Below are 5,037 nucleotides of genomic sequence, written 5' to 3'. Positions count from 1 at the left end.
GCGTAGGCTTGCAAGGCGGTGGCGCACAATTGCAGGAAGCCGCCCGCGGCACGGTATGCATACTCGGGGTCGTCTGACGCGGCACGCATGACCTTGGCAAGCACGTCCTCCAGCGTGTCGCACACCCTGCGCAGCGCATCGCCCTCCTCGCGCAGTGCCTCCAGAAGCAGCGCGAAGCCTTCGCCACCATCGCCCAGCACCTTGCGCAGCAACAGGTCATTGGCCTGCACTTCGTTGGTGCCTTCGTAGATCATGGCGATGCGGCTGTCGCGCAGGGTCTGTTCGATGCCGAACTCGCCTGTGTAGCCATACCCGCCAAACACCTGCAGGGCCTTGCTGGCCAGGCTGAAACCGTAGTCGGTGAAGGCCGCCTTGACGATCGGCGTCAGCAGGGCCGCCAGCTTAGACGCCTTGGTCCGCTGTGCCGGGTCGGCTGCTGCGGCGGCCACATCCAGCCAGTGCGCCGTCCAGTAGCCCAGCGCGCGCATGCCTTCGCTACGCACCCGCAGCTCCAGCAGCACCTGGCGCATGGCAGGGTGCAGGGCGATCGGGTCGGCATCCCCTAGCGCATGCCCCACCGCACGCATCTGCCGACGCTCCAGGGCATAGTCCCGGGCGCATTGCCAGGCCGCCTCGGCATGCGCCAGCCCTTGCAGGCCGACATGCAGCCGGGCCGCATTCATCATCACGAACATGGCCGCCAGGCCGCCGTGCGCCTGCCCGACCAGCCAGCCGCTGGCGCCCTCGAAGCGCAGCGTGCAGGTAGCGCTGGCGCGTATGCCCAGCTTGTGTTCCAGGCCATCGCAGTGCACGGCATTGCGTTGGCCATCCTCCAGCCATTTCGGCACCAGCAGCAGCGACAAGCCGCGGCTGCCTGCCGGCGCACCCGGCAAGCGGGCCAGCACCAGGTGCAGGATATCGTGGGTGAGGTCGTGGTCGCCGCCGGAGATGAACAGCTTGTTGCCGGTGACGGCATAACGGCCTTCGCCCACAGCTTCGGCGCGGCAGCGCAGCAAGCCAAGGTCGCTGCCGGCCTGGGGCTCGGTGAGGCACATGGTGGGCAAGGTTGCGCCACTGACGATCCCCGGCAGGTACCGCGCCTGCAGCTCGGCAGAGGCATGGGCCTTCAGGCACAGGTACGCGCCATGAGCGATGCCGGTATACATGGCCCAGCCATGGTTGCTGGCAAACAGCATCTCCTGCATGGCAGCGTCCAGCAGCACAGGCAAACCCTGGCCACCCAGCGCCGGATCACAGGCCAGCGCAGGCCAGCCACCCTCGACATAAGCCCGATAGGCCGCCGGGAAACCCTGCGGCGTGCGCACGTTGCCATGCTCCAGCGTACAACCCTGGCGGTCACCCGTTGTGTTCAGCGGCACCAGTACCTGCTCGCTGAAACGGGCAGCCTGTTCCAGCACCTGCATGGCCAGATCAAGGTCGACCTCGGCATAGGCCGGCATTGCCTGCCAGGCGCGGTCGGCCCGCAGCCAGTGTTGCAGTACGAATTGCATGTCCGCCAAAGGTGCCTTCCAGGCCATGGGATACCTCGTGTTCAGCCAATGAAATGGGGGTTTTCGAGCAGCAGTGCCATGCCTTGGCCGCCGCCGATGCAGGCTGCGGCAACCCCGTAGCGCAGGTTGCCCTGACGCAGTTGCCGGGCCAGGGTGTGCACCAGCCGCAGGCCGGTGGCGGCCAGCGGGTGGCCGAGGGCAATGGCCCCACCGTGGACATTGAGCTTGTTGACATCCAGCTGTAGCGACTGGACCACGGCCAGCACTTGCGCGGCCTGGGCTTCGTTGAGTTCGAAACGGTCGATCTGCTCCAGGCGCAGACCGCTGCGCGCCAGCAGCAGCGCGATCGCCGGCGCTGGCCCGATACCCATGGTCTGCGGTGGCACACCAACTGCCGTGACCATCCGCAAGCGGGCCAACGGTGGCCGCGTGCAGGTGGACAAGCGCGCCACCAGCGCCGCCGCAGCGCCATCGACCACTGCGCAGCTGTTGCCGGCGGTTTGCACGCCCCGGGTGTGAACGGCACGCAGCCGGGCCAGCGCCACGGCGTCGGTAGGCCGCGGATGGCTGTCGCGGCTGACCTCGCTCACCCCCCGCGGCAGTTCGATGCCACGTGGCAGGCAGCCTTCGGCGTCAAAGGTCTCAGCCGTGATGCGGACAACTTCCTCATCGAACCAGCCCGCGTGCTGCGCCTGCAGGGCACGCTGATGGCTGCGCAGAGCCCAGGCATCCACTGCAGTGCGGTCCAGGCCATGGTCACGCGCCAGGGTGTCCGCAGTGCCGATCATGTCCACACCGGCAGCGGGGTCGTGCAGCGCCTCCCAGAGAAAGTCCTTGAAGCCCACTGGCGCCCCCAGGCGAAAGCCACCGCGGTGCTCGTAGGCCGCGATCGGGTTGCGCGACATCGACTCGGTACCCACGCACAGCACCTGTTGCGCACCACTGCGCAGCTGCTCGCCGGCCTGGCGCAGCAGTTCCAGCCCGGTACCGCAGATGCGCTGTACCGCCAATGCGGGCGTGGCCTGCGGCACACCGCAGTACAGCCCGACATGGCGCGGCAGGAAGTAGGCATCGAAACTGGCGTGGGCCATGCTGCCGGCCAGCACGCTGTCCACGGCCTGCGGATCAAGGCCGGCGCGCACCAGCACGGCCCGGCCTGCCTTGATGCCCAGGTCGATGGGCGACACACCTGCCAGCGCCCCGCCCAGGTCGACCCAAGGCGTGCGTGCCATTTCGACGATGGCCACATCGTCGAACGCGGTGCATAACCCGCCGCTGCTCATGGCCGAGCCTGCGCGTGCAGCTGGGTGGGGTGTTCGCCGCAGTACAGCGCCTCTACCTGCGCGGCACGACGCTGCAATACCGCGCGCTGGTTGATCGAGCCCTTGTCGGTGATTTCGCCTGCGTCGATCGAGGGCGGCTCGTCCAGCAGCGCCAGCCATTCGATGCGGCTGGCGTTGCCCTGGGCATCGCGGTTCAGCCGCGCCAGCCAGTCAGCGAACCAGCTGCGCACCGCAGTGCTGCCCAGTACCTCGGCATCGCTGGCATCGGCCGCCAACCCGGCCAGCTGGCGGCATTCGGGCAGGCGCGCAAATACCAGCACGCCCAGGCACTCCCGGTCCGGCGCCGTTACCACGATGTCCTGCACATAGGGCGAACCTTCCAGCACCGCACGGTTACGCAAGGGGCCGACGCTGACAAACACCCCGGACGACAACTTGAAGTCCTCGGCGATACGGCCATCGAACATCAGGCCCTGTTCCGGTTGCTGCAGGTCGGCCAGTCTCAGCGCATCGCCCGAGCAGTAGAAGCCCTCCTCGTCGAATGCCTCGGCGCTCTGCTGCGGGGAGCGCCAGTACCCCGGCATGATGTGCGGCCCGCGAAAACGCGCCTCCAGCTTGCCCGCCTGCGGCACCAGCTTCACTTCGCAACCCGGTGCCGGCAACCCCACATAGCCCGCCATCGACAGCGGCCCGGTGGTGAAGGTGCAGGACGGCGCGGCTTCGGTCATGCCCAGGCCAGCCATCATGCGGATACGTTCGCCGCAGTGTTGCTCGGCGATGCGGTCCAGGCGGTCCCACACGCTTTGCGAAAGGCCTGCGGCAGCGAAGAAGAACAGCTTGATACGGGCAAAGAACACCTCGCGCAACTGGGCGTCCTGCTCCAGCGCCTTGGCCAGCTCTTCCCAGCCCTTGGGCACGGTAAGGTAGGCCGTAGGCGAGATTTCGCGCAGGTTGCGCAACGTTTCGCCGAAGCCTTGCGGGGTGGGTTTGCCGGCGTCCAGGTAGAAGCTGCCGCCGTTGTACAACACGATGCCGAGGTTGTGGCTGCCGCCGAAGGTGTGGTTCCAGGGCAGCCAGTCGACCAGCACCGGCGGCTCTTCGGCAAATACCGGAAAGGTCTGCAGCAGCATCTGCTGGTTGGCGCAGAGCATGCGCTGGGTGGTGATCACCGCCTTGGGCAGCTTGGTGGAGCCAGAGGTGAAGAGGAACTTGGCGATGGTGTCGGGCCCGGTAGCGGCAAACGCGGCGTCGGCGGGCGCCAGGTCGCAGGGTTGCAACAGGCTGGCAAAATCGATGTGCCTACGGCCCTGGGCCTGGCCACGCACACTGACCACCGCTACCGACGGATCAAGCACGGCATCGAACGCGCGCTGGAACGGCTGCGCGTCGGTGGCGAATACCAGCCCCGGGGTCAACACCTCGCAGACATGCCGCAGTTTGGCAAAGTCCTGCGACAGCAGCGCATAGGCCGGCGACACCGGGCAATAAGGAATGCCGGCATACATGGCGCCCAGGGCGATCTGCAGGTGCTCGATGTCATTCCCGGAAAACAGCGCCAGCGGCCGCTCGGCGCTCAGGCCGAAACCCAGCAGGTTGGCGGCAATGGTGCGCACCTGGCCGAGCATTTGCGCGTAGGTGATCGCGCGCCAGCTGCCGTCAGGTTCGCGCGCCGCAATAAAGGTGATATCGGAGCGCGTGTGCGCCCAGTGCAGCAGCCGGTCGAGCAGGCGCGCCGGCAGCGGCGCCAAAGGTTCGACGGGGTGCATGCGCACAATGCCGTCAGCCTGGCTGACCTGCACCTGGGGATGGCCGATGGACACCTGCCGGTAGCGCGGAGGTTGGCCAGGGTCGGTCGACCGTGAGCGGGCTTCGGTATTCACGCAGGTTGCTCCTTGTTCTTGTTGTACATCCTGCCGCCGCCCGGCGCTGCCGGTGGCGGCCAATCGCGTGTTGCTCAGATGGGGTAATGGCGCGGGCCGTTCTGCAGGGTGACCCAGCGCAACTGGGTGAACTGGTCGATCGCCGTACGGCTGCCGAAGCTGCCGTAGCCACTCGCCTTGACCCCGCCAAACGGCATCTGCGCCTCGTCGTGCACAGTCGGGCCATTGATATGACAGATGCCCGACTCCACCCGTTGCGCCAGGGCCAGCGCGCGGCTGGTGTCACGGCTGAAAATGGCCGACGACAGGCCGAACTCGGAGTCGTTGGCCAAGTGCAGCAAAGCCTCGTCACCTTCGGCGCGC

The 5,037-nt window shown here is 67.3% G+C and carries 4 protein-coding genes; all 4 read right to left on the bottom strand.

The features are described 5' to 3' along the window. On the bottom strand, positions 1–1,538 hold a 1,538-nt coding region (locus HP547_RS27320; RefSeq protein WP_172288552.1), incomplete at its 3' end, for an acyl-CoA dehydrogenase family protein. Positions 1,539–1,552: 14 nt separating this feature from the next. Next, entirely contained in the window at positions 1,553–2,794 is a 1,242-nt protein-coding gene (locus HP547_RS27315) for a thiolase family protein (protein ID WP_172288550.1), read from the bottom strand. Next, positions 2,791–4,674, bottom strand: coding sequence for an AMP-binding protein (locus HP547_RS27310; protein WP_172288548.1), 1,884 nt, complete (start codon positions 4,672–4,674; stop codon positions 2,791–2,793). The genes HP547_RS27315 and HP547_RS27310 overlap by 4 nt, the downstream gene beginning before the upstream one ends. A gap of 74 nt (positions 4,675–4,748) precedes the next feature. Further along, positions 4,749–5,037, bottom strand: a 289-nt coding sequence (locus HP547_RS27305; RefSeq protein ID WP_172288546.1) for an aldehyde dehydrogenase family protein, incomplete at its 5' end; no start/stop codon positions are given.

Origin of the sequence: Pseudomonas sp. CM27 (genome assembly GCF_013179515.1) — a bacterium.
Classification (GTDB): domain Bacteria; phylum Pseudomonadota; class Gammaproteobacteria; order Pseudomonadales; family Pseudomonadaceae; genus Aquipseudomonas.
Note: the sequence above shows the minus strand (reverse complement) of the source record. Positions and strands in the feature narration are given on the sequence as shown.